Genomic DNA, 25,184 nt, shown 5'->3' with positions numbered 1-25,184 from the left:
ACCGAAGGCCCCGCCGGACACTTCCGGCGGGGCCTTCGCCGGATCCGCACCGGGCACCGCCACCGGCCCGTCCTGCACACTCGACCTCATGGACATGGTGATCAGAACGGCGCTGCCCGCCGACTACGCGGAGCTGGGTGGGATCACGGCGCAGGCCTACCTCACCGACGGGCATCTGGACTTCAACGAGGACGACGCCTACCTCGACGTGCTGCGCGACGTGGCCGGCCGGGCCGCCCGGGCCGAGGTGCTCGTCGCCGAGCGGGACGGGCGCCTGCTGGGCGGGGTGACCTTCGCCGCGCCCGGCAGCCCGCTCGCCGACATCGCGGCCCCGGACGAGGCCGAGTTCCGGATGCTCGCGGTGGCCCACGAGGCCCGCGGGCAGGGTGCCGGTGAGGCTCTGGTGCGGGCCTGCATCGAGCGGGCGAAGGCCCTCGACGGGGTGACCGGCCTGGTTCTTTCCACGCAGCGCAGCATGGCCGGCGCCCACCGGATCTATCTGCGACTGGGCTTCGTACGCACGCCGGAGCGGGACTGGGCGCCGATCGAGGGCCTGACACTCCTGGCGTATCGGCTCAAGCTGTAGCCACGCCGACACTACATGTGGGGGTTGCCGCAACGGGCCGCCCCCACATGTATGCTCATGCCTGCTGTCGCCGCAGGGGAATCCGGTGCGAATCCGGAACTGTCCCGCAACGGTATGAAGTGTCCGGCTACCGGACGCCAAGTCCGATGACCTGCCGACAGCGCGCCCGGCTCGACCGAACCGGGTGCCGATTCGTCCGGGCCTCGCGGTTGGGCCGGTGGACGCCATGCCGGGGTACGCGTTCGCGTCGCGCCCGCATGCGCCCGCTCGCGCCCCTCCCCGCCGATGACCGGGCCGAGCGAGGGAGAGCTCCCGCCGTGACCATCGCGCCTTCCGCACCGCGCGCCGAGTCCACTTCTGGCGACAACACCGAGGGCCCGGGGGCCACGCTGCTGCGTACCCTCACCGAACTTACGGCGGACCTCCCCGACACCGACCCCGGCCGGGTCGCGGCCTCCGCGCTGCGCGGCCGCAGCTCCGCCGCCGACGACGCCGAACTGCGCGGGCTGGCCACGGAGGCCGCCGCCGGTCTGATCTCCGAGGACCCGGCCTACTCCCGCCTCGCCGCCCGCCTGCTGACGCTGGCCGTGCGCGACGAGGCCGCGAGCCAGGGCTCCACGTCCTTCTCGGCCTCCGTCGAGGTCGGCCACCTCGAGGGCCTCATCGCCGACCGCACGGCCGAGTTCGTCCGCACCCACGCGGCCCGGCTGGACTCGCTCGTCGAGCTCACCCTCGCCGAGGGCGCAGACGACCGCTTCGGCTTCTTCGGCCTGCGCACCCTGCACAGCCGCTACCTGCTGCGCCACCCGATCACCCGTCAGGTCATCGAGACCCCGCAGTACTTCATGCTGCGCGTGGCCTGCGGTCTCGCCGCGGACGAGAGCGTCCAGGCCGTGGAGGAAGTGGCCTCGCTCTACCGGCTGATGAGCCGGCTGGACTACCTGCCGTCCTCCCCCACGCTCTTCAACTCCGGCACCCGTCACCCGCAGATGTCCTCCTGCTACCTGCTGGACTCCCCGCTGGACGAGCTCGACTCGATCTACGACCGCTACCACCAGGTGGCGCGCCTGTCGAAGCACGCCGGCGGCATCGGCCTCTCGTACTCCCGCATCCGCGCCCGCGGTTCGCTGATCCGCGGCACCAACGGGCACTCCAACGGCATCGTGCCGTTCCTGAAGACCCTCGACGCCTCCGTCGCCGCCGTGAACCAGGGCGGCCGCCGCAAGGGCGCCGCCGCGGTCTACCTGGAGACCTGGCACGCGGACATCGAGGAGTTCCTGGAGCTCCGCGACAACACCGGTGAGGACCAGCGCCGTACGCACAACCTGAACCTCGCCCACTGGGTGCCGGACGAGTTCATGCGCCGTGTGAACGCCGACGCCGACTGGTCGCTGTTCTCCCCGGCCGACGTGCCCGAGCTGGTCGACCTGTGGGGGGACGAGTTCGACGCCGCCTACCGCAAGGCCGAGGCGGACGGCCTGGCCCGCAAGACCATGCCCGCCCGCGACCTGTACGGCCGGATGATGCGCACCCTCGCGCAGACCGGCCAGGGCTGGATGACGTTCAAGGACGCCTCCAACCGCACGGCGAACCAGACCGCCGAGCCGGGCACCGTCGTGCACTCCTCGAACCTGTGCACCGAGATCATCGAGGTCACCAACGACGGCGAGACCGCCGTCTGCAACCTCGGTTCGGTCAACCTGGGCGCCTTCGTCGTCGACGGCGAGATCGACTGGGAGCGGATCGACGAGACCGTCCGCACCGCCGTGACCTTCCTCGACCGCGTGGTGGACATCAACTTCTACCCGACCGAGCAGGCCGGCCGTTCCAACGCCCGCTGGCGCCCGGTGGGCCTGGGCGCGATGGGCCTGCAGGACGTCTTCTTCAAGCTGAAGCTGCCCTTCGACTCCCCCGAGGCGAAGGCCCTGTCCACCAAGCTCTCCGAGCGCATCATGCTGGCCGCGTACGAGGCCTCGTGCGACCTCGCCGAGCGCAGCGGCCCGCTGCCCGCCTGGGAGCAGACCCGCACCGCCCGCGGTGTCCTGCACCCGGACCACTACGACGTCGAGCTGAACTGGCCGGAGCGCTGGGACGCGCTGCGCGCCCGCGTCGCGAAGTCCGGCATGCGCAACTCGCTGCTCCTCGCCATCGCCCCGACGGCCACGATCGCCTCGATCGCCGGTGTGTACGAGTGCATCGAGCCGCAGGTCTCCAACCTCTTCAAGCGCGAGACGCTCAGCGGTGAGTTCCTCCAGGTGAACGGCTACCTGGTGGAGGAGCTGAAGCAGCTCGGCGTGTGGGACGCCCAGACCCGTGAGGCGCTGCGCGACTCCTCCGGCTCGGTCCAGGGCTTCGGCTGGATCCCGGCCGAGGTCCGCGACCTGTACCGCACGGCGTGGGAGATCCCGCAGCGCGGTCTGATCGACATGGCGGCGGCCCGTACGCCGTTCCTGGACCAGTCGCAGTCGCTGAACCTGTTCCTGGAGACGCCCACCATCGGCAAGCTCAGCTCGATGTACGCGTACGCCTGGAAGCAGGGCCTGAAGACCACCTACTACCTGCGCTCGCGCCCGGCGACGAAGATCGCCCGTGCCGCGCAGGCGGCCGCGCCCGTCGAGCTGCCGCAGGCGGTCGCCGACGCCGAGGCGCTGGCCTGCTCCCTTGAGAACCCCGAGTCCTGCGAGGCCTGCCAGTAATGAGCTCCAACGACCAGAAGAACCTCCTGGACCCGGGCTTCGAGCTCACGCTCCGCCCGATGCGCTACCCGGACTTCTACGAGCGCTACCGGGACGCGATCAAGAACACCTGGACCGTCGAGGAGGTCGACCTCCACTCGGACGTCGCGGACCTCGCGAAGCTGACGCCCGCCGAGCAGCACATGATCGGCCGTCTGGTCGCGTTCTTCGCGACGGGCGACTCGATCGTCTCGAACAACCTGGTGCTGACGCTCTACAAGCACATCAACTCCCCGGAGGCGCGCCTGTACCTGTCGCGCCAGCTGTTCGAGGAGGCCGTGCACGTCCAGTTCTATCTGACGCTGCTCGACACCTATCTGCCCGACCCGGACGACCGCGCGGCGGCCTTCGACGCGGTCGAGGAGATCCCCTCCATCCGCGAGAAGGCGCAGTTCTGCTTCAAGTGGATCAACGAGGTCGAGAAGCTGGACCGGCTGGAGACGCAGGCCGACCGCCGTCGCTTCCTGCTGAACCTGATCTGCTTCGCGGCGTGCATCGAGGGCCTGTTCTTCTACGGCGCCTTCGCCTACGTGTACTGGTTCCGCTCGCGCGGTCTGCTGCACGGCCTGGCCACCGGCACCAACTGGGTGTTCCGTGACGAGACCATGCACATGAACTTCGCGTTCGAGGTCGTGGACACGGTCCGCAAGGAGGAGCCGGAGCTCTTCGACGACGCCCTCCAGCAGCAGGTCACCGACATGCTCAAGGAGGCCGTGGAGGCGGAGCTGCAGTTCGGCCGCGACCTGTGCGGTGACGGCCTGCCGGGCATGAACACCGAGTCGATGCGCGAGTACCTGGAGTGCGTCGCGGACCAGCGTCTGGTCCGTCTCGGGTTCCCGCCGGTGTACGGCTCGCAGAACCCGTTCTCCTTCATGGAGCTGCAGGGCGTGCAGGAGCTGACGAACTTCTTCGAGCGCCGTCCGTCGGCCTACCAGGTCGCGGTCGAGGGCACGGTCGACCTGGACGAGGACTTCTAGGGGACCCTGTCCCCGGACTCGTGTCCGGTCGGGTCAGCCGGGTCAGTCGGGTCACGAGGTGACCGGGGAGCCGGGATGCGGAGGAATCCGTGTCCCGGCTTCTCGCGTTCCCCGGTGTTCAGTGGGCGATGGGGCCCCAGTAGTGCCGGGCGGGCCGGAAGCCGTGCCGGCGCGGGGTGGGCGGGAGGCCGCCCGCGCGCTGGCGGGGCAGCCACACCAGCCGGGTCGCGACGGCCCGAAGCTGCCGGTCGGTGCGCCGGTCGCGCAGGATCCCGTACAGGCTGGGCCCGAGCAGGAGGGCGGCGATGGCGGTGATGGCGAGGTAACTCACGAAGGTGGTCATGTCTCTACTGTCCGCCTGATCGCCCATGATCGACAGTGGCAGTACTGTCACAGAAGGCCGAATTACTGCCACACTGTGGTCATGCTGAAAAACGTGGCCGTGGCCCTCGTCGACGGAGTCGCCCCCTTCGAGCTGGGGATCTTCTGCGAGGTGTTCGGAATCGATCGCAGTGACATGGGCGTACCGGTGTACGACTTCGCCGTGTGCGCGGCGGAGGACGGGCCGCTGGCGGTGGGCGGGGGCGCCTTCGGGATCACCCCCGCGCACGGCCTGGACCGGCTGGAGGAGGCCGATCTCATCTGCCTGCCCGCCGCGAGCGACGCCGCCCAGCGCATCTACCCCGAGCCCCTGCTCGCCGCCCTGCGCCGGGCCGTGGAGCGGGGCGCGCGGGTCCTGAGCGTGTGCAGCGGGGCCTATATCCTCGGCGCGGCCGGGCTGCTGGACGGCCGACAGTGCACCACGCACTGGATGCACGCCGCGGCCCTGGCACGCCGCTTCCCGCGGGCGGCCGTCGACCCGGACGTGCTCTACGTCGACGAGGGCCCGGTGATCACTGCCGCCGGCACGGCCTCGGGCATCGACGCGTGCCTGCACGTGGTGCGCCAGGAGCACGGGGCCGAGGTCGCCAACATCATCGCGCGCCGGATGGTCGTGCCCCCGCACCGGGACGGCGGGCAGGCCCAGTTCATCCAGCGGCCGCTGCCCCGGACGGCCTGCGACACGGTCGGCGAGGTGATCGGCTGGATGGCCCGCCACCTGGACGAGGAGATCACGGTCGAGCAGCTCGCGGAACGCGCGCTGATGTCCCCGCGCACCTTCGCCCGCCGCTTCCTCCAGGAGACCGGCACCACCCCGTACCAGTGGGTGCTGCGCCAGCGGGTCCTGCTGGCGCAGGAGCTGCTGGAGTCCACCGACGAAACGGTGGACGCGATCGCGGGGCGCTGCGGCTTCGGCAACGCGGCGGCCCTGCGCCACCACTTCCTGCGAACCCTGGGCACCACCCCCAACGCCTTCCGGCGCACCTTCCGCGGCCCCCGGGCCGCCTGACGCCCCGCAGGCCCCGCTCCGGTCCGGAGCGGGGCCTGCGGGGCGTACGCGGAGCTCTGCCGCGGCGGGACGGTCAGGCGTTGGGGACCGTCTCGTAGCGCGGGGTGCCCTCCTCCATCTGCCGCAGGGCGTCCTTGCGGTCCCGCTTCGAGAGGCGGTCGATGTAGAGGTAGCCGTACAGGTGGTCGGTCTCGTGCTGCAGGCAGCGGGCGAAGTAGCCGGTGCCGCGCACCTTGATCGGGTTGCCCTGGGCGTCCTGGCCCTCGACCTCGGCGTAGTCCGGGCGGGCCAGCGAGGCGTACGCCGTCGGGACCGACAGGCAGCCCTCGTTCGAATCGTCGAGCACGCGGGTGGCGGCCGGCAGCTCGATCAGCTTCGGGTTGACCACGACACCGGTGTGCCGCTTGCCGTCGTCGTCCGGGCAGTCGTAGACGAAGACCTTGGCGTCCACACCGATCTGGTTCGCGGCCAGGCCCACGCCCTCGGCGGCCTTCTGGCTGGCGAACATGTCGTCGATCAGCTGCGCCAGCTCGTCGCCGAACTCGGTGACGTCCTTGCACTCACTGTGCAGGACCGGGTTGCCGACCACCGTGATCGGACGGGCCGTGCCGCGCTGACGGTGGGCGAGCTCGCGCGCCTCACAGTCCTCGGTGTCCACGACGTACCCGTCGTTCACGCTCTCGACAACCTCGTTCTCCTGCTGCGCCATGTCCGCCGTACGCCTTCCGTAAGTCCCGGTCACCGATGGCCGTGACGGCCACCGATGTGCCCGTACAGCCTACGGCCCCGGGTCAGCAGACTTCTTCGAGATCCCGCCACTCGCGGGTGCCCGGGCTGTCCGCGACCCAGCCGTCGAGCAGTCCGCGCACCAGACCGGCCGGCGCCGCGATCCCGCATTCGCGCTCGGGGACCCACAGGGAGCCGGAGCCGGCCGTACGGTGCCCCAGCGGTCCGGGGTGCCCCGGCTCGCTGTGATCATGCGGATCGAGGTGCTCGCCGTCGCCCTCGTCGCTCGGCATCTCGCTCTCCGAGCAGGTCCGGCACAGCAGCCGCACCGACGAGGACCAGTCCTCGGCGGCGAAACCGGCGTCCGAGGCCAGCTGCTCCAGCGCGTCACGGTCCGCCTCGGTGGCCGCCTCCAGCAGCACCACCCAGGTCGGCACGGGGGACGGCGCCCACAGCTCGATCTCGTCGAAGACGGGGTACGAGGGCCCGGCCGCGGTCACCCGCTCGCCGTGCGGGACCCCGTCGTGGAGCACGACCTCGCCCCAGCGCCGCCCCGAGGAGGGCAGCGGGATCGACAGGACCTCCAGCCGGGCCGGATCCAGCCGACGGCCCCAGACCACCTCGGCCTCGCCCTCGGGCGAGAGCCGCACGGCGGCGCTGCCGAGCTCCATGCCGACCGGTTCGCCCGCCCCGGCCGCGTCCCCGGGCACCTTCAGCCCGTACGCCTGCCAGGCCCGCCGGGCCAGCGGCCAGTCCTGCAGCGCGGTGGCGGCGATCCCCACGTTCCACCAGTCCGGGGCGCCGGTCTCACGGTCCAGCAGGGCCACGGCGCGCAGCCCGGCGGCCCGCGCCTGCTCCCAGTCGTGCCGGAACTTGTGCAAAAGGGCCAGATTGAACCAGGACTCGGACAGCCAGGGCTCCAGGTCCGCCGCTCTCGTCAGCAGCGCGCCCGCGTCCTCGTACCGCCCGTCGCCGATCAGCGTGAACGCGCGGTCGGTGGCCTGCCGCCACGAGGCGGAGGGCCGATGCCGTACCTTCCCGAAGATCCTCACGATTCCCGCCTGCCTGGGGGCACCTCCCGGCGGTCGCCGGGTGACTACGGTGCAGCCTTGCGGACACTCCTACGGTCCCTCTTACTGGCATCCAACCATGCCCACTCGGACGGCCGCTCATTACCCATGGGTTACCCAGGTGGGACGGGCACCACTCTGCCACGTCCGCCCCTGGCCAGAACCCTTGCCAGGCATTCGACGACCTCCGGCTGGTAATCATGCCCGGTGCCCAGGCGGAGCCGCTCCAGAGCGGCCAGTGAGCCACCCGGGTGACGGCTCCCGCCGACCAGATCGTCGTACGCATTCACCGTACGCACGATCCGGGCCGCGAGCGGCTGTTCCCGGTAAGGATCCGCCTGCCGCTCCACGATCACGGCCACCTCGGCGGACACCCCGGTCTGCCGGGCCACCTCCCCGCCCAGCTCGGCGATCCGCCGGGCCTCGGCGCCCGGCAGCCCGGCCGTGGCCCCGTCCGGGACCGGGTCGACGAGGGAGAGCTGCCCGATGTCGTGCATCAGGGCGGCGTACTCCAGCACCGTGAGCTCCCGCTCCGACAGGCCCAGCTCCCGGCCCACGGCGCAGCTCAGGGCGGCGACCCGGCGCGAGTGGCCCGGCCGGGTGCAGCCGGCGATCTCGGTGGCGCGGGCCAGGGAGGTGATGGTCTGGCGGTAGGTGGTGCGGATCGCGGTGATCCGGTGGAAGGACAGCTGGGTCAGCAGCAGGGGCACGCTGAAGACGGGTACGGCCCACAGGCCCGCGACGGCCGCACCGAGCGCCATCACGACCCCGGTGGCGCAGATCGCCGAGCCGATGCCGAGCTGGGCTCGCAGTTCGTCGCGCAGCAGCGGACCGTACGGCCGGCCGGTCCGGGCACCCGCCGGCGCGGCGGCGAGCACCGCGTCGCACAGAACGGTGAGGCCGAGGAGGAGGAGCAGGAAGAGGACGAGGTACGGGCCCTGGCCCAGCCACTGCTCCAGCCGGCCCGAGTTGTAGAGCGGCTGGAAACAGGCGGCGGCGAAGGCGGCGGTGAGCACCCGGCGGGAGAGGTGGTCGAGGGCGGGGCCCCGGCCGCGGGCGATGTGCGGGACGATCCCGGCGAGGGCGGCCGCGACGACGACCGCGACGGTCTGGAGCACCCCGTGGTGGGTGGGCTGCCCGGCGTTCTGGCCGAGCAGGGCGTAGGCGAGGGCCCCGGCGGAGCCGAGCGGTGCGGGCCGGCGGCCCGGGGGGTCCTGGCGGTCGCGCCGGGCGAGCTCCCCGATGGCGATCAGGGCTCCGAAGGCCAGGGCCGCGCCGGGTTCGTCGACGCCGTGCCACAGGGTGTGGCCGAGCCCTGCGACGGTGAGCAGCGCGGCCGCGCCGCGCACGCCCCAGGTGGCGGTCCCCTTCACCGCGCGCCCCGGGTGGGCTGCATCGGGCCCGCACCGCCGTCGGCCGGGCTGCTGTCCTGCGGGCTCCGGCCCGGGGTGCCGCTCCCGCCGGGCCCGTCCTCGCTCGCACCGGCCCTGGGAGCGGGGGCGGGGGCGCCGGGTCCGGGCAGGGGGCCTGCGGGAGCCGGGCCGCTGATCACCTGGAGGTCCTCGTCCGAGGTGACCACCGGGTGCCAGCCGTGCCGCCCGATGGCGCCCGTCAGGGCCCGTACCATCGCCGGGTCGAACTGGGCGCCCGCACACCGCTCCAGCTCGGCCAGCGCCGTCGGGACCGGCCGGGCCCTGCTGTACGAGCGGGTCGAGGTCATCGCGTCGAAGGCGTCGGCCACCGCCACCACCCGGGCCAGCACCGGGATCTGCTCGCCGGTCAGCCCGTACGGATAGCCGGAGCCGTCGACCCGCTCGTGGTGGTGCAGGATCGCGCACCGGGCCTCGCCCAGGAAGTCGATCCCGCGCACCATCTCGTGCCCGTACTCGGGGTGCAGCTCGATGATCCGGCGTTCCTGCGGGGTGAGCGGCCCGTCCTTGCGCAGCAGCCGGGTGGGAACGCCGAGTTTGCCGACGTCGTGCAGGATCCCGGCGATGCGCACCGTCTCCAGCCGGTCCCCGGTCATGCCCAGCTCACGGGCGATCATCGCCGAGGCCTGGCCCACCCGTTCGCTGTGGCCCCGCGTGTAGCGGTCCTTGATGTCGACGGCCTGGACGAGGGCGCGGATGGTGGCCCGGTGGGCGGCGTGCTCGCGGTGGTACTGGGCGAAGACCCAGCAGGAGACGTACATCGGCAGCAGCACGAGCAGCGCGGCCGGGATCCCGTACGGGCTGCGCCACATGACGGCCATCATCAGGCCGGCGAGGCCGTGGACGCAGTACGGGGCGAGGGCCGGCAGCCCGCGCAGGGCCGTGGCGGCCGGCCTGCGTTCGGCGACGGCCAGGATGCCGACGTCGAGGGCGGCGAGCACCAGGCAGAAGGTGACGGCCGCACCGGCCGCGGGCAGCAGCAGGCAGGGGAAGCCGGCCGGCGGTCCGGACGCGGTGGCGGGTGGGCCCGCGGCGAGGGCGGCGGGGCCGCCCAGCAGCCCGTACACCTGCCCCGCGGCCCATGCTGCCATCGCCTGCTGAGCGCCGTGCCACACACGGCGCACCCGGACGGGCCGCTGGGCGACGGTCCCCGCGAGCCCTCCGGGCAGCGCCACGAGCGCGGCGGCGGCGGGCGGCAGCAGGAAGACGGCGGCGAGCACCACGGGGAAGAAGGAGCCGAGGCCCTCGGGCACCCGGCTGCCCAGCAGCGGGCAGATCCTGACGAGTTCGCAGGCGAGGCAGAGCACGGCGAGCAGGGCCACGGCCGCCCAGGGCGTACCGGAATCCGTGAGGGCCGGGGTGACGCACGCGGCGGCGGCGAGGACGGCGCACAGGATGAATCCGCGCGCCCCCGGCGGAAGTGCCCGCATGGCGCTCTCCTCCCCTGTGCCGTGCACACCGGGTACTGAGATAAGGAACCAGCACCGAATGGGGAGAATAGGCGGGGCCCGGAGCGTGGTGGGCCGGATTTGTGCATTGGGCCATGCGGACGCCCCCGGATTAGCACATTCGGGTGAACGAAGTGCCCTTCCGGGGGCGGCTGTCGAATCGTCGGCCGGTTACCGGGCCGGTCAGCCGGGCGCGGGGTTGTCGGCGGTGACGTCGTGGTCGGGAACCGCCTGACCGGACCTGATCAGCTCGATCCGGCCCATCACCTTCGACCGCAGGTCGGTCGGCACGTCGTCCGACCCGCAGCAACGCTTCACGAGCTTCTTCACGGCCTGTTCCAGGCCGTACTTCTCCAGGCAGGGATTGCACTCGCCGAAGTGCGTCTCGAACTTCGTGCAGTCACTGTCCGGCATCTCCTGGTCGAGAAACTCGTACAGGTGATCCAGTACCTCGGAGCATTCTGTCTCGTGCGGCTCTCCGCAACTCATGAGCCCGAGCCTTTCCGGTCGTTCGACTCTCCCGCGCCCGCGGGAACCAGCCCGCGCTCACGGGCATAGTCCTCCAGCATTCCGCGGAGTTGACGGCGGCCACGGTGCAGTCGCGACATGACCGTACCGATGGGTGTACCCATGATGTCCGCGATCTCCTTGTACGCAAAGCCCTCTACGTCGGCAAGGTAGACCGCGATGCGGAACTCCTCCGGAATGGCCTGCAGTGCTTCCTTCACATCCGAATCGGGCAGGTGGTCGAGCGCCTGCGACTCGGCGGAACGCAGTCCGGTCGACATGTGCGACTCGGCGCGCGCCAGCTGCCAGTCCTCGATCTCCTCCGCGGCGCTGCGCTGGGGTTCGCGCTGCTTCTTGCGGTAGGAGTTGATGAAGGTGTTGGTCAGAATGCGGTACAGCCACGCCTTCAGGTTGGTGCCCTCGCGGAACTGGTGGAAGGACGCGTATGCCTTCGCGTACGTCTCCTGGACCAGGTCCTCGGCGTCGGCCGGATTGCGCGTCATGCGCAGCGCGGCCGAGTACATCTGGTCGAGGTAGCCGAGGGCGTCCCGTTCGAAGCGCGCATTGCGCTCCAGGGTCGTCTCCTCCGCGTGGCCTTCGTCGGTCCCAGCGACAGGACCCACCTCCTCCGACAGCGTGGCGGCTCCGAAAGCGGATCCGCTCGAATCGGAGAATAGTCGACCTTCCCGGCCCTCCGCCGCCCGAAGCGAGCTGCGCTTGGGCGCGGGCAGCACGGTCCAGTCCAGGTCAGCGGCCTGCCGACGGTTCTGGCTGATGACCTGGGTCATGCGCTCCCTCTCCTCCGACGAGTTCCCCTACGTTCCGACATCCGAGACAACAGAAGGGGCGGGCGGCGCATTCCCGGGGGCCGCGAGGTCCTCGGCGGATCTTCGGCAGGTCCCCGGCAGGTCCTCGGCGGATCTTCGGCAGGTCCCCGGCAGGTCCTCGGCGGATCTTTTTGCAGGTATGCGGCCCGTCCCCGGGGCGCGCCCGTCCGCCGTCACACGGGGAGCCGCGCGAGCCACTCCGCGACCGCTTCGGTGATCGTCAGGAGCGCCTCCTCCTGGGTGGTGTCCGCCTTCTTCGGCACCGCGAAGCCGTGATCCCCGTGCGCCACCTCCACGAGCTCGTACGGGTCCCGGCCGCCCGGCTCGGGGAACTCCTCGGGCCGCCCGAAGGGGTCCCGGCCGCCCTGGACCACGAGGGTGGGCCGGCCGGCCCCGGTGAGCTCCGCGGCGCGGGACTTCTCCGGCCGGCCCGGCGGGTGCAGCGGGAACGCCAGCGCCAGCACCCCGGCGGCGCCCAGTTCGGCGGCGGTCCGGCAGGCCACCCGGGCCCCGGCGCTGCGGCCGCCCGCGACCACCGGCAGTCCGGGCGCCGTGAGCGCCGGCCAGACCCCGCGCCAGCCCTCGTCCAGCACCTTGGGGGCGGCGGCGACCTTCTTCCCGGCGACCCGCCAGGGCTGTTCGACCAGGGCCACCGTGATCCCGCGGGCCGGCAGGGCGTCGGCCAGCGCCCGGAGGTCCCGGGCCTCGATGCCGCCGCCGGCTCCGTGGCTCACGGCGAGGACGAGCTTTGGCCCGGGCTCCGGCGCCGTGTGCCAGGTGATGCGGGCCTCGCCCGCCGGGGTGTCGACGCTCTCGGTACGCGTGGTCATGCGTCCCATCCTGCCGGGCAGGAGCCGAAGGACCCCCTAGAAGAGGGTGGCCTCCTCCGGCGCGGCGAGCTCCGTCAGCAGTTCCGGGCCGTTGTTGCGCACGCTGCTCACGGCCGTGGACACCGGGTAGGCCCGCATCAGCCCGCCGGGCGGCGGCGCCAGCAGCGCCCGCAGCGAGCCCTCGGTGTCGGTGTTCGCGGGGTCCAGCCAGGCGTCCCAGCGGTCCGGGGTCAGCATGAGCGGCATCCGGGGGTGGATCTCGGACAGCGAGCGCGGCCCCTCGGCGGGGGCCACGCCCAGGGGTGTCGTCTCGGCCTCGGTGGTGATCACCGAGCAGGTGACCCACCAGGCGAGCGGGTGCTCGTCAGGCAGGGTCCGGTCGCGCCAGAACTCGTATATCCCGGCCATGGCGAAGACGGATCCGTCGGAGGGGAGCACGAAGTAGGGCTGCTTGCGGGCCCGCTTCTTCTTGCCCTCCACCTCCAGCTGCCGCTCGTCGTGGGCGGTGACCCACTCGTAGTAGCCGTCCGCGGGGACGATGCAGCGGCGCTGCGCGAACGGCCGGCGGAAGGACGGCTTCTCGTGCAGGGTCTCGGACCGGGCGTTGATCATCCGGGCGGCGCCGTCGGGGTTCTGGGCCCAGGAGGGGACCAGCCCCCATTTCAGGACGCGCAGCTGGCGAACCGGACGGGCGTGCGAAGCGTCTTTGAGGGGACGGTCGAGGATCACGTGGACCTCTTTCGTCGGCGCCACGTTGAAATCGGGGGCCAGGACCTCCTCCGGCTCCCACTTCTCGATGCCGAACGCCTCCACGAGGTCCTCGGGCCCACGACTGGCTGCATACCGTCCGCACATGGCTGCCAGACTGCCATGTCGCCCCCGGCCACCGCCGGAAGGTGCCCCCAGGAACACCACCGCAAGGAGTCCGCCACCCTATGGACAGCAGTACGACGGCCGGTCTCTGGGACCGGCTCACGGGCATACAGGCCGCGCCCGAACTGTGGCTGGTGATCGTGACAGGGCTGGTCGCCCTCGCCGCCGTGGGGCCCCGCCCGCTGTGGCGGCTGTCGCGCAACGCCATCACCATCGCGCACGAGGGCGGGCACGGCCTGCTGGCGCTGCTGACCGGGCGGCGCCTGAGCGGGATACGGCTGCACTCCGACACCAGCGGGGTCACCGTCAGCCGGGGCAGACCGACCGGGATCGGGATGATCCTGACCGCCGCGGGCGGGTACACGGCGCCCTCGCTGCTCGGGCTGGGCGGCGCGGCACTGCTCTCCGCGCACCGGATCACGCTGCTGCTGTGGGTGGCCACCGCCCTGCTCCTGGCGATGCTGGTGATGATCCGGAACGCGTACGGGGCGCTGACGGTGGTACTGACCGGCGGGACCTTCCTGCTGGTGTCCTGGCTGACGCCGGCCGACGTGCAGGCCGCCTTCGTCTACCTCGTGGTGTGGTTCCTGCTGCTCGGCGGGGTCCGGCCGGTCTTCGAGCTGGGGGCCAAGCGCAGGAACGGCGGGGCGCCGGATTCCGACGCCGACCAGCTCGGCCGGCTCACTCACCTGCACCCGGTGGTGTGGCTGCTCTTCTTCCACGTGGTCGCCCTGTGCTCGCTGATCGGCGGCGCCCGCTGGCTGCTCGGTCTGTGACCGCTCCCTGAGACGGGACCGGGATCAAGATCTGGGGCCGGAGGAAGCCACTAAAGTGGGGGCCATGACCGAGACCCCCGCGCTCCCTGCCCTCTGGCCCGCTCCGCTCGCCGATGGGACCGTCCACGCCACCGTCACGGTGCCGGGGTCCAAATCGGTCACCAACCGCGCCCTGGTCCTCGCCGCTCTCGCCTCCGAGCCCGGCTGGGTGCGCCGCCCGCTGCGCTCGCGCGACTCCCAGCTGATGGCCGACGCGCTGCGCGCGATGGGCGTCGGCATCGAGGAGACCGTCTCCTCCAGCTCCGGCGACGGCGCCGGCGGCGAGGCCTGGCGGGTCATCCCGGCGGCCCTGCACGGCCCGACGACCGTGGACGTCGGCAATGCGGGCACGGTCATGCGCTTCCTGCCGCCGGTGGCCACCCTCGCCGACGGCGACATCCGCTTCGACGGCGACCCGCGCTCCTACGAGCGCCCGCTCGGCCAGGTCATCAGCGCCCTGCGCACCCTCGGTGCCCGCATCGACGACGACAACCGGGGCGCGCTGCCCATGACCGTCCTGGGCGGCGGCGCCCTCGAGGGCGGCACGGTCGAGATCGACGCCAGCAACTCCTCGCAGTTCGTCTCGGCGCTGCTGCTCTCCGCCCCGCGCTTCAACCAGGGCGTCGAGGTCCGGCACGTGGGGACCACCCTGCCGTCGATGCCGCACATCCGGATGACGGTGGAGATGCTGCGCGCGGCGGGCGCCCAGGTCGACACCCCCGAGGCCGGCGGCGAGAAGGACGTGTGGCGAGTGACCCCCGGCGCGCTGCTGGGCCGCGACATGGTCGTGGAGCCGGACCTCTCCAACGCGCAGCCCTTCCTGGCCGCGGCCCTGATCACCGGCGGTACGGTCACCGTCCCCGACTGGCCGCGCCGCACCACCCAGCCCGGTGACGCGCTGCGCCGGATCTTCACCGAGATGGGCGGCTCCTGCGAACTGACGGATGCGGGCCTGGTCTTCACCGGCACCGGCAAGATCCACGGCATCGACGTGGACCTGAGCGAGGTGGGCGAGCTCACCCCGGGCATCGCGGCGGTGGCGGCCCTGGCCGACTCCGAGTCGGTGCTGCGCGGTGTCGCGCACCTTCGCCTGCACGAGACGGACCGGCTGGCCGCGCTGACCAAGGAGATCAACGCGCTCGGCGGCGACGTGACCGAGACCGCCGACGGCCTGCGCATCCGCCCGCGCCGGATGCACGGCGGCATCTTCCACACGTACGACGACCACCGGATGGCCACCGCGGGCGCGGTGATCGGCCTGGCGGTGGAGGGCGTACAGATCGAGAACGTGGCGACGACCGCGAAGACCCTGCCGGACTTCCCGAAGATGTGGGCGGACATGCTCGCCGGGGACGCCGGTGACTCCGGGACTCCCGGAGCGGGTGCGGGAGCGTAGGGCCGGTCATGCGCAGGTACGGCAAGCACACCGACGAGGACGACATCCGCCAGCGCCCGAACCCCAAGGGGAACCGGCCGCGGACCAGCATCCGGCCCAAGCACGAGGACGCGGCCGAGGGCTTCGTCCTCACCGTGGACCGCGGCCGGCTGACCTGCCTGGTCGAGAACCGCACGGTGCACGCGATGAAGGCTCGTGAACTGGGCCGCAAGGCGGCGGTCGTGGGCGATCTGGTCTGGATCGTCGGTGACCTGTCCGGCAAGAAGGACACGCTGGCCCGCATCGTGCGGATCGAGGAGCGCAAGTCCGTCCTGCGGCGCACCGCCGACGACGACGACCCGTACGAGCGGGTGGTCGTCGCCAACGCCGACCAGCTGGCCATCGTGACGGCCCTGGCCGATCCGGAGCCCCGGCCCCGGATGATCGACCGCTGCCTGGTGGCGGCGTACGACGCGGGGCTGGAGCCGCTGCTGGTGCTCACCAAGTCCGATCTGACCTCCGCGGACAAGATCCTGGAGATCTACTCGACGCTCGGCGTGAACTACGTGGTGACCAACCGCGAGGAGCTCGCCACGGGCGACGCGGCCGACCGGGTGCGCGAGCGGCTCGACGGGCGGATCACCGCCTTCGTCGGCCACTCGGGCGTCGGCAAGACCACCCTGGTGAACTCGCTGGTCGCCGAGGGCCGCCAGCGCGCCACCGGGCACGTCAACGCGGTCACCGGCCGCGGCCGGCACACCACCACCTCGGCGCTGGCACTGCCGCTGCCGAGCGGTGACGGCTGGGTCATCGACACCCCGGGCGTGCGCTCCTTCGGCCTGCACCACGTGGACCCGTCCCGGGTGATCCTGGCCTTCCCGGACCTGGTGCCGGGGACGGAGGAGTGCCCGCGGGCGTGCAGCCACGACGAACAGGACTGCGCGCTCGACAAATGGGTGGAGGACGGCCACGCGGACCCGGCGCGGCTGTATTCGCTGCGGCGGCTGCTGGAGACGCGCGAACGCCGCGAGGGCGACTGACCGTACGGGCGGGGGTCGGCCGCGTTTGTCGAGCCCTCTGTCTGGATAAATGCATAATCGCACCAAGTGACGTGACGTCACGTGACGCGGGGAGGCATTCGACATGGCGTGGCTGCTGGTCGTGGTCGCGGGACTCCTGGAGACCGGTTTCGCGGTTTGTCTCAAGCTCTCCCACGGGTTCACCCGGCTGTGGCCGACCGTCGCCTTCGCGTGCTTCGCTCTCGGCAGCTTCGGTCTGCTGACGCTGGCGCTCAAGAAGCTGGACGTGGGACCGGCGTACGCGGTGTGGACGGGCATCGGCGCCGCCGGGACGGCGATCTACGGCATGGTCTTCCTCGGCGACCTGGTCTCCACCCTCAAACTCGTCTCGATCTCGCTGGTCATCCTGGGCGTCATCGGGCTCCAGCTGTCCGGGTCGGCACACTGAGCATCCTGCGCAGTTCTCCCGGCCCCGGGTCCTCCCCCGGAGCTATCACGTAGGAGAGGGCGAGGCGGACGGCGAGTTCGCAGCGCTGCGGGCCCTCCCCCGGCGTCAGCGCGGCGGCCGCCCGGTCCCGGACGGCCCGGGCCAGCTCGCCGGGCCCCGGTGCCCGGCCGCCCGCCGCGGGCAGGCGCGCGTCCCAGCTGCCGGTGAGCAGGGCCCGTACGAGGGGCTGCGCGCGGGCGGCCCGTACGGTCCACTCCGCGACGGCGGCGAGCCGCTCGGCGGCCTGGGCCGGGGCGGACAGGGCCCGGTCCACCCCGGCGAGGTAGCGGTCGGCCTCGCGGCGCACCAGGGCGCGGCCGAGGCCCGCCTTGCCGCCGAACTCGTTGTAGAGGGTCTGCCGGGACACCCCGGCAGCGGCGGCCACGTCGACCATCCGCACGTCCGGCCAGGGGCGCGCCGAGAGCGCCACTCCCGCCGCCTCCAGTAAGGACTCCCGGGCTGCCGGCATCCACGCCTCCCCGTTCGGCTCTCTCCGGCCAGAGTTGACGGGTCGCCAGGTCCTGTCAAGGGCGCGTCGGTGCCGCACTGTGGACTGCGTTGGTCGGGGTCCGGGAGTCTCGATACTGTTCGGGCATGCCCGAGTATGACGATGACCTGCGCCTTGCCCTCGAACTCGCCGACGCGGCGGACGCCGCCACGATGGAGCGGTTCCGCGCGCTCGACCTGCAGGTCGAGACGAAGCCGGACATGACGCCGGTGAGCGAGGCGGACAAGGCCGCCGAGGAGATCATCCGGGCCGGCATCGCGGCCGCCCGGCCGGGCGACGCGATCCTGGGCGAGGAGTACGGCCTCAAGGGCAGCGGTCCGCGCCGCTGGGTCGTGGACCCGATCGACGGCACCAAGAACTACGTGCGCGGGGTCCCCGTCTGGGCGACGCTGATCTCCCTGATGGCCGAGGGCGAGGACGGCGAGTTCCGCCCGGTGGTGGGCGTCGTGTCCGCCCCGGCGCTGGGCCGCCGCTGGTGGGCGACCCGGGGCGGGGGCGCGTACGCGGGCGGCGCGCTCGGCGCGACCACGGCGATCGGCGTCTCGAAGGTGGGCGCTCTGGGCGACGCCTCGTTCGCGTACTCCTCGCTGAGCGGCTGGGAGGAGCAGGGCCGGCTCGCCGGGTTCCTGGACCTGACGCGTGCGTGCTGGCGCACCCGGGGCTACGGCGACTTCTGGCCCTACATGATGGTCGCGGAGGGCTCGCTGGACCTGTGTGCGGAGCCGGAGCTGAACCTCTGGGACATGGCGGCCATCGCGGTGGTGGTCGAGGAGGCCGGCGGCCGTTTCACCAGCCTCGACGGGGTGGACGGGGTCCACGGCGGGAACGCCGCGGCCTCGAACGGGCTGCTCCACGAGGAGATGCTGGGCCTGCTGCGCCCGCGCGCCTGAGTCCGTCGAGCGCCCTTCGCGCTCCGTTGCACGCCTTCTTGTCGGCCATCCGGGTCCATGGGAATCTGATACTCCCCCCGCTTGTGCGCTTGTGAAGCGTTTCTCTTGAGGCGGCTCCTCGGGCGCACCCACCCAGGCGGGGGGAATCACCCCAGGAGGTGGCTCTCTTCATGCTCGTCCGTGACGCCATGAGCACCGTGATCCTCACCCTCGGACCCGCACACACCCTCCGACAGGCGGCCTGCCTGATGTCCGGCCGACGCGTCGGCGCGGCCGTAGTCCTCGACCCCGACCACAGCGGAATCGGCATCCTGACCGAGCGCGACATCCTCAACTCGATCGGCGCGGGCCACGATCCGGACCGGGAGTCCGTGGGCGCGCACACCACCAACAACGTCGTGTTCTGCACCCCGGAGGCGACCTTGCAGGAAGCCGCCGAGGCGATGGCCCACGGCGGCTTCCGGCACCTGATCGTGCTGGAGCACGGCGGACCGGTCGGCATCGTGTCCGTGCGCGACGTCATCCGCTGCTGGGTACCGGCCCGGCGCACGGTCCCCGCGTGAAACGACGCCGGGCCGCAGCCCTCCGAAGAGGGCTGCGGCCCGGCGTCCTGCTACGGCAAGCGATCCGTGTCAGCCGCGGAGGGCCTGGACCGCGGCCTCGAGCCGCTTGCCGAAGTCACCGTCCGCCTGGCGGAAGTTGTTGATCGCCCGCTCGACGATGTCGTCGCGGGAGACCTTGGCGATGAAGCCGGACAGGTTCTCGACCAGACGGGACTTCTCGTCCTCCGAGTACAGGCGGTAGAGGTTGCCCGCCTGGACGAAGTCGTTGTCCTCGCGGTGGACGGCGGCGGCGTGGTTGCCGGTGCCACCGGTCACGGCGATGGGCTGCCACAGCGGGCGGTCCGTCTGGTGCGGGCCGCCGAAGCTGTTCGGCTCGTAGTTCTTCGCGCCCTTGTGGCGGCCGTCGTAGAGGTGGCCGTCGCGGGAGTTGGTGCGCGCCTCGGTGGCGTGCGGGCGGTTCACCGGCAGGTGGTCGGCGTTGATGCCGACGCGGTAGCGGTGGGCGTCGCCGTAGCCGAAGAGGCGGCCCTGGAGCATCTTGTCCGGGGAGGGGCCGATGCCGGGGACGAAGTGCGCCGGGGAGAAGATCGACTGCTCGACCTCGGCGAAGACGTTCTCCGGGTTGCGGTTGAGCTCCAGCTTGCCGATCTCGATCGGCGGGTAGTCCTCGTGCGGCCACACCTTGGTGAGGTCGAACGGGTTGAAGCGGTACTCGGCCGCCTCGGCCGCGGGCATGATCTGGACCTGCACGGTCCAGCTCGGGAAGTCGCCGCGCTCGATGGACTCGCGCAGGTCGCGCTGGTGCGAGTCCGGGTCCTCGCCGGCGAGGGCGTTGGCCTCGGCCTGGGTGAGGTTCTTGATGCCCTGGTCGGTCTTGAAGTGGTACTTGACCCAGAAGACCTCGCCGGCCTCGTTGTTCCACTGGAACGTGTGCGAGCCGTAGCCGTTCATGTGGCGGTAGGACGCGGGGATGCCGCGGTCGCCGAACAGCCAGGTCACCTGGTGGGTCGACTCGGGCGACAGACCCCAGAAGTCCCAGACGTTGTCCGCCTCCTGCGAGCCCGTGTACGGGTCGCGCTTCTGGGTGTGGATGAAGTCGGGGAACTTGATGGCGTCCTTGATGAAGAACACCGGGGTGTTGTTGCCGACGAGGTCGTAGTTGCCCTCTTCGGTGTAGAACTTCAGCGCCCAGCCGCGGGGGTCGCGGACCGCGTCGGCGCTGCCGAGGTTGCCCGCGACGGTGGAGAAGCGCAGGAAGGTCTCGGTCTCCTTGCCGACCTCGGACAGGAACTTGGCCCGGGTCCACTGCGAGACGTCGCGGGTCAGCGTGAAGGTGCCGTACGCACCGGCGCCGCGGGCGTGCACCACGCGCTCCGGGATCCGCTCGCGGTTGAAGTGCGCGAGCTTCTCCAGCAGCAGCTGGTCCTGGACCAGGACGGGGCCGCCGACGCCGGCGGTCTCGCTGTTCTGGTTGTCGGCGACCGGCGCTCCGGCCTCCGTGGTGAGCGGTCCCTGCGTCACGTGCGCCTCCTGCGTCATTCCCTGCGTGTCCTGTCCTTGGCGTTTGCCGTAACCGATCCTACGATGGACTTTGTCTAAGTCAAGTAAGCATCCAAGTCCGCACTGGTTCGGGACTTACACCGAATCCCTCACTGTTAGGCTGATGTCTATGAGTGACCTGCTGGATCGACTTCGCGGACGCGGCTGGCGCATGACGGCGCAGCGGCGCGTCGTGGCCGAGGTGCTCGACGGTGACCACGTGCACCTGACGGCCGACGAGGTGCACGCGCTCGCGGTGGCCAAGCTGCCCGAGATCTCCCGTGCGACCGTCTACAACACGCTGGGCGAGCTCGTTACCCTCGGCGAGGTGCTCGAGGTCTCCACGGACCGCCGCGCCAAGCGGTACGACCCGAACGCCCACCGCCCCCACCAGCACCTGGTCTGCGCCCAGTGCGGCGCGATCCGCGACGTGCACCCGTCGGGCAACCCGCTGGCCGACCTTCCCGACGCGGAGCGTTTCGGCTTCGTCGTATCGGCGGTCGAGGTGACGTACCGCGGCGTCTGCCCGAACTGCGCGGCCGCCTGAGCACACGACGCGGAAGGGCCCGGACCCCTCGGGGGTCCGGGCCCTTCCGCGTTCGGCTTCTGTTCGCGCTCTTGGCGGACGGAAACGACTCAGGGCCCGGATCCATTGGATCCGGGCCCTGGGCCTTCAGTAGCGGGGACAGGATTTGAACCTGCGACCTCTGGGTTATGAGCCCAGCGAGCTACCGAGCTGCTCCACCCCGCGTCGGTAAACCCAACGTTACGTGAAGGCCCCCGGCAGATGCAAATCGGTTAACCGGCCAGACCCCGGTGCAGGAGAGCGGTCAGCGTCTCCACCACCTCGTCGTCGTCGAGCCCTGCCTCGCCGGTCATGGCGGCGTACCCCAGCATCGAGATCATCGCCCCGATCGCCGCGGCGACGAGCTCGGGGTCACCGGGCAGCTCACGGCCCTGTTCGCGCATGTACGCGAGGTGCTCGCGCAGCGGCTCGGTGTCCCCGAGGAGCCGCCCCCACACCTGCCCCGAGCCGGGCGGCTCGGCCATGGACTTCTGGAAGAGGGCCACCACGACCGGCAGATGATCGCGGAACACCCTCCAGGTGGCCGCTACATGCATGCGCAGCTGCGCACGGTCGGCGAGGTCGTGATCGCGGGGGTGGTCGTGGGCGCCGACCTCCACGTCCACCTGGGCCCCCATGTCCGCGAGCAGCGCGTCCAGCAGCTCGTCCTTGCCGGCGAAGTGCTCGTAGAACGACCCGGTGGACCGGCCGGCGGCCTTGGTGATGTCGGTGATCTTCGTCTGCGCGTAGCCGCGCTCCAGGAACAGCGCCCGCGCCGCCTCCTTGAGCGCCGCCTCCGTGCCGGCCGCCCGCTCCTTGCGCACTCCCACCGCGATCCCCGTTCCCACTTGACGCCGTCTTCTCGCGCTCATCATACTGAACCGAGTTTCACCGAATCGAAGTTCAGTGAATGTTGATTCAGCGAAAGAGGTAGGACATGCGCGTGTCAGTCATCGGGGGCGGGGTCGCCGGAGCGGCGAGCGCGATCGCCCTGCGCCGCGCGACCGGCGCGGAGGTCACGGTCCACGAGGCGTACGAGGACCCGGCGGGGCAGGTGGGCTCGTTCCTCAGCCTCGCCGTCAACGGGCTGCGCGGCCTGGACGCGCTGGGCTGCCTGCCCGAGGTGCAGGCCGCCGGATTCCCGGTCGCCCTGCAGCGGATGTGGTCCGCCTCGGGCAAGCTCCTCGGGGAGGTGCCCCGCGGCCGGCGCGCCTCGGACAGCCTGCACAGCACGACGTTGCTGCGCGGGCGGCTGGTCGAGGTCCTGCGGGCCGAGGCGGCCTTGGCCGGGGCGCGGATCGAGACCGGGCGGCGGGTGGACCCGGCGGACCTGGACGCCGACCTGGTGGTGGCGGCCGACGGCATCTGGTCGGCGACCCGTACGGCACTGGACCCGGCGGCGCCACAGGTGCGGTACGCGGGCCTCTACAGCGTGTCGGGGGTCTCCGAGGGCGTGCGCCTCACCCCGGGCACCTATCACTTCGTCTTCGGCCGCCGCGGGGCGTTCCTCTGCGTCCCGGCGGCCGACGGCACCGTGTGGTGGTCGGCCCAGGTGCCTTCGCCGGAGCCCCCGGACCCCGAGGAGGTCACGCAGGGCCTGCTGGCGGAGCTGTACGGCAAGGAGGAGCTGCCGCTGTCCCTGATCCGGGCCGCGACCCGCGTCGACCGCCCGATGCCGATGCACCGGCTGGCGGACGTGCCCGTCTGGCACGACGGGCGCACCGTGCTGATCGGTGACGCGGCCCACCCGGTGGGGGCCGGGCAGGGCGCGTCGATGGCGATCGAGGACGCCGTGGCCCTGGCGCGCTGCGTCTCTTCGGTACCGGGGGTGGCGGGCGCCCTGGCCGAGTACACCCGGGTGCGGCGCCCCCGCGTGGCGCGGATGACCCGGGCCGCGGCGACGAACCGCGACTCGAAGACCCCCGGCACGATGCAGCGCCGTGTCAACGACCTGCTGATGCCCCTGGCCTTCCGCCACGTCTACGCCCGCTCCACCTCCTGGCTCTACAGCTGAGAGCCGGGGGCGGACCCGGGCGGGGGCCTGAGGCCTGAAGCCTCAGGCCGAGAGTTCCTCGGCCAGGGCCTCGCGGAGCCGGGCCGCGCGCTGCGAGACCTCGGCCGGGCCCAGTTCCATGGCGCGTACGCACCACTTCTGGCCCTCCGCGAGGTCCCCGTGGCGGGCCGCCAGCAGTCCGAGGCGCAGGGCGGCACGGCCGTGGCCCGCCACCGCCGCGCGGGTCCACCACAGGGCGGCCTCCGGCTCGTTCCCCTCACGGGCCAGCAGCAGCCCGAGGTTGAAGGCCCCGTTGCGGGAACCGGCCTCGGCCGCCTCGCGGTACCAGCGCGCGGCGACCGCCAGGTCACCGCGGGCGGCGGCCAGCATGCCGACCCGCACCTGGGCCCGGCGGTGGCCCAGCTCCGCGGCCCGCTCGTACCACTCCTCGCTCTCGGTGCGCGGGGCTCCGCCCACGGGCTCGCCCAGGGCCACCGGCTCCGGCGGCGGGGCCAGCGACTCCAGCAGCGCGGCCAGCCTGAAGGCCGCCTCCGCGCTGCCGCCGCCGGCCGCGCAGCGCAGGTGTCGCTCGGCCGCCCGGTCCTCCCCGTCCCGTACCAGCGCGATCCCGACCTGCAGCGCCGCGTCGGTGTGGCCGGCCGACGCGGCCCGCTCGTACCACTTCAGCGCCGTCCGGTCCTCGTCCCGGCTGGCGAACAGGATCCCGAGGTTGAACGCGGCGTCGACGCTGCCCGCCTCGGCCGCCTTCGAGAACCACGGCTCGGCGCCCGCGGCGTCCCCGACCTGGAGCAGCATGATGGCCAGCGCATTGGCCGCCTCGCGGTGCCCGGCGTAGGCCGCGCGCCGGTACCACTGCTCGGCCTGCGCGGTCCGGTCCTGTGCGACGCACAGCAGAGCAAGGTTGTACGCCCCGTTTTGATCTCCGGCGTCCATGGCGGTCCGGTACCAGCGCTCCGCGGTCTGGGTCTCGCCGCGTGCGGCGTGCAGCGCGCCCAGCGCGTTGGCGGCGTTGCCGTCGCCGTCCTGCGCCGCCCGGTGCCACCACACGGCCGCGTTCTCCTCGTCGCCCGCGTCGCGCAGCAGGAAGCCGAGCGCGCACGCCGCCCGCGCCTCGCCCTGCTTGGCGGAGGTCAGGTACCAGCGCCCGGCCTCCTTGAGCTCGCCGCGCGCCTCCAGCAGGGCGCCCAGGTGCAGGGCGGCGCGCCGGTGCCCGCGCGCGGCGGCCTGCCGGTACCACTGCTCGGCCTCGGCGGGGTCGCCCTTGCGCAGGTGCCTCGCGAGCCGGTACGCGGCTTCGCGGTGCCCCTGTTCGGCGGCGGCGCGGAACCAGCGCTCGACGCCCTTGTCCCCGCGGTGTTCCAGCAGGTCGGCCAGCCCGTACGCGCCCAGCGCGTGGCCGGATTCGGCCGCCTGCCGCATCCAGTACTCGGCGGCGGGCTCGTCCCCGCGCTCGCGGAAGTAGCGGCCCAGGGCGTGGGCCGCGGGGGCGGATCCGGCGACGGCGGCGACCCGCCACCAGCCGGCGGCCTCCTCGGGGTAGCCCCGCTGGTGCAGCAGCACGCCGAGGTTGTTGGCGGCGGCGCGGTCCCCCTCGCCGGTGGCTCCGCGCAGGTACGGCTCGGCGCCGTCGAGGTCGCCGCGGCGCAGCAGCAGGGCGCCGAGCACGCTCATGGCACCGGGGTCGCCCTTGTCGGCGGCCACCCGGTGCCGAGCCTCCAGCTCGGCGTCGCTCGCCGCGTCGGTCTCAGCGAACATGTCCTCAGCGAAATCCGCATCGGTCAGTGCGGTCTGCGCGTCGACGACCGGAGACGCCCCCTCGGCCTCTGTGTCCGTCCCGGACTCCGCCCTCACAAACCGCCCTGTCTCCAGCAGAGTTGACCTGTCCCCCATAAATCCCATCGTCGCATCACCTGCTACCCGCGTACACCTGGTATGTCGCAGCCAGTGAGGTCACTACAGCGTTTTGTCGACATGCCCACAGTGGAGTAAGTCAAACACGCTCCACCGACA

General features: G+C 72.1%; 25 protein-coding genes, 1 tRNA gene and 1 riboswitch. Of the genes, 12 read left to right on the top strand and 14 right to left on the bottom strand.

Annotated features, from left to right (window positions below; all coding sequences use genetic code 11):
• Window positions 1-88: 88 nt before the first annotated feature.
• The 3 genes from OG753_RS27735 to OG753_RS27725 all read left to right on the top strand — a co-directional run bounded on the left by OG753_RS27735 (window position 89) and on the right by OG753_RS27725 (window position 4,298).
• Window positions 89-586 (top strand): GNAT family N-acetyltransferase, encoded by a 498-nt coding sequence (locus OG753_RS27735; RefSeq protein WP_327264367.1) that lies wholly within the window; start codon window positions 89-91, stop codon window positions 584-586.
• 44 nt (window positions 587-630) lie between these two features.
• Window positions 631-760: riboswitch (cobalamin riboswitch) on the top strand.
• A 143-nt stretch (window positions 761-903) separates the two neighbouring features.
• A complete protein-coding gene (locus tag OG753_RS27730) occupies window positions 904-3,282 on the top strand; it encodes a ribonucleoside-diphosphate reductase subunit alpha (protein WP_405790535.1) in 2,379 nt (792 codons plus the stop codon).
• Window positions 3,282-4,298 carry a ribonucleotide-diphosphate reductase subunit beta gene (locus OG753_RS27725; protein ID WP_327264365.1) on the top strand — a complete coding sequence of 339 codons (1,017 nt, stop codon included), beginning with the start codon at window positions 3,282-3,284 and terminating at the stop codon, window positions 4,296-4,298. Before OG753_RS27730 ends, OG753_RS27725 begins: the two co-directional genes overlap by 1 nt.
• A 118-nt stretch (window positions 4,299-4,416) precedes the next feature.
• On the opposite strand, the gene OG753_RS27720 is transcribed toward OG753_RS27725, so the two are convergent.
• Window positions 4,417-4,641 carry a hypothetical protein gene (locus OG753_RS27720; protein WP_327264364.1) on the bottom strand — a complete coding sequence of 75 codons (225 nt, stop codon included), beginning with the start codon at window positions 4,639-4,641 and terminating at the stop codon, window positions 4,417-4,419.
• 81 nt (window positions 4,642-4,722) lie between these two features.
• Between OG753_RS27720 and OG753_RS27715 the strand changes: the two genes are divergently transcribed.
• Window positions 4,723-5,688, top strand: coding sequence for a helix-turn-helix domain-containing protein (locus OG753_RS27715; protein WP_327264363.1), 966 nt, complete (start codon window positions 4,723-4,725; stop codon window positions 5,686-5,688).
• A gap of 73 nt (window positions 5,689-5,761) precedes the next feature.
• On the opposite strand, the gene def is transcribed toward OG753_RS27715, so the two are convergent.
• The 8 genes from def to OG753_RS27675 all read right to left on the bottom strand — a co-directional run bounded on the left by def (window position 5,762) and on the right by OG753_RS27675 (window position 13,381).
• On the bottom strand, window positions 5,762-6,397 hold the full coding sequence (gene def, locus OG753_RS27710) for a peptide deformylase (protein ID WP_327264362.1): 636 nt from the start codon (window positions 6,395-6,397) through the stop codon (window positions 5,762-5,764).
• Window positions 6,398-6,479: 82 nt separating this feature from the next.
• A complete protein-coding gene (locus OG753_RS27705) occupies window positions 6,480-7,466 on the bottom strand; it encodes a hypothetical protein (protein ID WP_030385957.1) in 987 nt (328 codons plus the stop codon).
• A gap of 131 nt (window positions 7,467-7,597) precedes the next feature.
• Window positions 7,598-8,857, bottom strand: coding sequence for an HD-GYP domain-containing protein (locus OG753_RS27700; protein WP_405790532.1), 1,260 nt, complete (start codon window positions 8,855-8,857; stop codon window positions 7,598-7,600).
• Window positions 8,854-10,344, bottom strand: coding sequence for an HD-GYP domain-containing protein (locus OG753_RS27695; protein WP_405790530.1), 1,491 nt, complete (start codon window positions 10,342-10,344; stop codon window positions 8,854-8,856). The genes OG753_RS27700 and OG753_RS27695 overlap by 4 nt, the downstream gene beginning before the upstream one ends.
• A gap of 201 nt (window positions 10,345-10,545) precedes the next feature.
• Window positions 10,546-10,851: a mycothiol system anti-sigma-R factor gene (rsrA, locus tag OG753_RS27690; RefSeq protein WP_030012982.1), complete on the bottom strand. Its 306-nt coding sequence runs from the start codon at window positions 10,849-10,851 to the stop codon at window positions 10,546-10,548.
• A complete protein-coding gene (locus OG753_RS27685; protein ID WP_030385954.1) occupies window positions 10,848-11,492 on the bottom strand; it encodes a sigma-70 family RNA polymerase sigma factor in 645 nt (214 codons plus the stop codon). Before OG753_RS27685 ends, rsrA begins: the two co-directional genes overlap by 4 nt.
• Before the next feature lie 377 nt (window positions 11,493-11,869).
• Complete coding sequence (locus OG753_RS27680; protein WP_405790528.1) at window positions 11,870-12,526, bottom strand: alpha/beta family hydrolase; 657 nt, start codon at window positions 12,524-12,526, stop codon at window positions 11,870-11,872.
• A gap of 36 nt (window positions 12,527-12,562) precedes the next feature.
• Window positions 12,563-13,381 (bottom strand): SOS response-associated peptidase, encoded by an 819-nt coding sequence (locus OG753_RS27675; RefSeq protein ID WP_327264358.1) that lies wholly within the window; start codon window positions 13,379-13,381, stop codon window positions 12,563-12,565.
• 80 nt (window positions 13,382-13,461) lie between these two features.
• On the opposite strand from OG753_RS27675, the gene OG753_RS27670 reads away from it, so the two are divergent.
• The 4 genes from OG753_RS27670 (at window position 13,462) to OG753_RS27655 (ending at window position 17,056) form a co-directional block, all read left to right on the top strand.
• Window positions 13,462-14,175: a M50 family metallopeptidase gene (locus OG753_RS27670; RefSeq protein ID WP_327264357.1), complete on the top strand. Its 714-nt coding sequence runs from the start codon at window positions 13,462-13,464 to the stop codon at window positions 14,173-14,175.
• Window positions 14,176-14,239: 64 nt separating this feature from the next.
• On the top strand, window positions 14,240-15,610 hold the full coding sequence (gene aroA / locus OG753_RS27665) for a 3-phosphoshikimate 1-carboxyvinyltransferase (protein ID WP_327264356.1): 1,371 nt from the start codon (window positions 14,240-14,242) through the stop codon (window positions 15,608-15,610).
• A gap of 8 nt (window positions 15,611-15,618) precedes the next feature.
• Window positions 15,619-16,629, top strand: coding sequence for a ribosome small subunit-dependent GTPase A (rsgA, locus tag OG753_RS27660; RefSeq protein ID WP_327264355.1), 1,011 nt, complete (start codon window positions 15,619-15,621; stop codon window positions 16,627-16,629).
• Between the two features lie 103 nt (window positions 16,630-16,732).
• Complete coding sequence (locus tag OG753_RS27655) at window positions 16,733-17,056, top strand: multidrug efflux SMR transporter (RefSeq protein WP_030011402.1); 324 nt, start codon at window positions 16,733-16,735, stop codon at window positions 17,054-17,056.
• Here the strand turns inward: OG753_RS27655 and OG753_RS27650 are convergent.
• Window positions 17,022-17,564 carry a TetR/AcrR family transcriptional regulator gene (locus tag OG753_RS27650; RefSeq protein ID WP_327264354.1) on the bottom strand — a complete coding sequence of 181 codons (543 nt, stop codon included), beginning with the start codon at window positions 17,562-17,564 and terminating at the stop codon, window positions 17,022-17,024. The two genes, OG753_RS27655 and OG753_RS27650, sit on opposite strands and share 35 nt — an antisense overlap.
• 125 nt (window positions 17,565-17,689) lie before the next feature.
• Between OG753_RS27650 and hisN the strand changes: the two genes are divergently transcribed.
• Both hisN and OG753_RS27640 read left to right on the top strand, forming a co-directional pair.
• On the top strand, window positions 17,690-18,493 hold the full coding sequence (gene hisN / locus OG753_RS27645) for a histidinol-phosphatase (protein ID WP_405790525.1): 804 nt from the start codon (window positions 17,690-17,692) through the stop codon (window positions 18,491-18,493).
• A 170-nt stretch (window positions 18,494-18,663) separates the two neighbouring features.
• Entirely contained in the window at window positions 18,664-19,056 is a 393-nt protein-coding gene (locus OG753_RS27640) for a CBS domain-containing protein (RefSeq protein WP_327264352.1), read from the top strand.
• Window positions 19,057-19,125: 69 nt separating this feature from the next.
• Here the strand turns inward: OG753_RS27640 and OG753_RS27635 are convergent, their stop codons facing one another.
• Window positions 19,126-20,595: a catalase gene (locus OG753_RS27635; RefSeq protein WP_327264351.1), complete on the bottom strand. Its 1,470-nt coding sequence runs from the start codon at window positions 20,593-20,595 to the stop codon at window positions 19,126-19,128.
• Between the two features lie 130 nt (window positions 20,596-20,725).
• Here OG753_RS27635 and OG753_RS27630 point away from each other — a divergent pair, with 130 nt between their 5' ends.
• Window positions 20,726-21,142: a Fur family transcriptional regulator gene (locus OG753_RS27630; RefSeq protein WP_327264350.1), complete on the top strand. Its 417-nt coding sequence runs from the start codon at window positions 20,726-20,728 to the stop codon at window positions 21,140-21,142.
• A gap of 130 nt (window positions 21,143-21,272) precedes the next feature.
• On the opposite strand, the gene OG753_RS27625 is transcribed toward OG753_RS27630, so the two are convergent.
• Both OG753_RS27625 and OG753_RS27620 read right to left on the bottom strand, forming a co-directional pair.
• Window positions 21,273-21,346: transfer RNA gene (locus tag OG753_RS27625), tRNA-Met, on the bottom strand.
• 47 nt (window positions 21,347-21,393) lie between these two features.
• A complete protein-coding gene (locus OG753_RS27620) occupies window positions 21,394-22,008 on the bottom strand; it encodes a TetR/AcrR family transcriptional regulator (protein WP_405790523.1) in 615 nt (204 codons plus the stop codon).
• Window positions 22,009-22,097: 89 nt separating this feature from the next.
• Between OG753_RS27620 and OG753_RS27615 the strand changes: the two genes are divergently transcribed.
• Complete coding sequence (locus OG753_RS27615; protein ID WP_405790522.1) at window positions 22,098-23,174, top strand: FAD-dependent oxidoreductase; 1,077 nt, start codon at window positions 22,098-22,100, stop codon at window positions 23,172-23,174.
• Window positions 23,175-23,216: 42 nt separating this feature from the next.
• Here the strand turns inward: OG753_RS27615 and OG753_RS27610 are convergent, their stop codons facing one another.
• Complete coding sequence (locus OG753_RS27610; RefSeq protein ID WP_327264347.1) at window positions 23,217-25,073, bottom strand: tetratricopeptide repeat protein; 1,857 nt, start codon at window positions 25,071-25,073, stop codon at window positions 23,217-23,219.
• Window positions 25,074-25,184: the final 111 nt, after the last annotated feature.

Source organism: Streptomyces sp. NBC_00029, from assembly GCF_045160505.1.
In the GTDB taxonomy this organism is placed as follows: domain Bacteria; phylum Actinomycetota; class Actinomycetes; order Streptomycetales; family Streptomycetaceae; genus Streptomyces.
The sequence above is the reverse complement of the archived record's forward strand: the minus strand, read 5'-3'. Positions and strand labels throughout refer to the sequence as shown.